Source organism: Pseudomonas sp. P7548 (assembly GCF_013386585.1).
In the GTDB taxonomy this organism is placed as follows: Bacteria; Pseudomonadota; Gammaproteobacteria; order Pseudomonadales; family Pseudomonadaceae; genus Aquipseudomonas.
The window spans coordinates 1-960 of sequence record NZ_JACARO010000198.1; the positions used below are offsets into that span (position 1 = coordinate 1).

Consider the following 960-nt stretch of genomic DNA (forward strand, 5'->3'; position numbering starts at 1 on the left):
GACCGCATGCTCGACATGGGTTTCTACGACGCCATCGAAGACATCATCAGCAAGACCCCGCCACGCCGCCAGACCCTGCTGTTTTCGGCCACCTACCCGGTGAGCATCAAGCAATTGGCCTCAAAGTTCATGCGCGCGCCGCAACAGGTGAAGGCCGAAGCGTTCCACTCCGATGACCAGATCGAGCAGCGTTTCTACGAGATCTCGCCGGAAGAGCGCATGGACGCCGTGACCAAGGTACTGGCGCACTTCCGTCCGGCCTCCTGCGTGGCGTTCTGCTTTACCAAGCAGCAAGTGCAGGAAACCGTGGATCACCTGACGGCCAAGGGTATTTCCGCCGTTGGCCTGCACGGCGACCTGGAACAGCGCGACCGCGACCAGGTGCTGGCGATGTTCGCCAACCGCAGCACCTCGGTATTGGTTGCTACCGACGTCGCCGCACGCGGCTTGGACATCGACTCGCTGGACATGGTGATCAACGTCGAACTGGCCCGCGACTCGGAAATCCACATCCACCGCGTGGGCCGTACGGGCCGCGCCGGTGAGACCGGCATCGCTATCAGCCTGGTGGCTCCGTCCGAAGCGCATCGCGCCCAGGCCATCGAGCAGTTGCAGAAAACCCCGCTGAACTGGGACCAACTGGACAACCTCAAACCGCAAAGCGGTGGTCCGTTGCTGCCACAGATGAGCACCCTGTGCATCGCGGCTGGCCGTAAAGACAAGGTTCGCCCGGGTGACATCCTGGGTGCACTGACCGGTGAAGCCGGGATTCCGGGTGCCCAGGTGGGCAAGATCGCGATCTTTGATTTCCAGGCGTTCGTGGCCGTTGAACGCGGGATCGCCAAGCAGGCGTTGCAGCGTTTGAATGACGGCAAGATCAAGGGCCGTTCGTTGCGCGTGCGGATCCTGTAAGAATCCCACCTATTTACTGTGGGAACCGAATCAATGTGGGAGCTGGCT

Annotated in this window: 1 protein-coding gene; it reads left to right on the forward strand. The window is 61.6% G+C overall.

The annotated features are described in order from the left end of the window. On the forward strand, positions 1-912 hold a 912-nt coding region (locus tag HX803_RS32215; RefSeq protein WP_178926091.1), incomplete at its 5' end, for a helicase-related protein. Between the last annotated feature and the right edge of the window lie 48 nt (positions 913-960).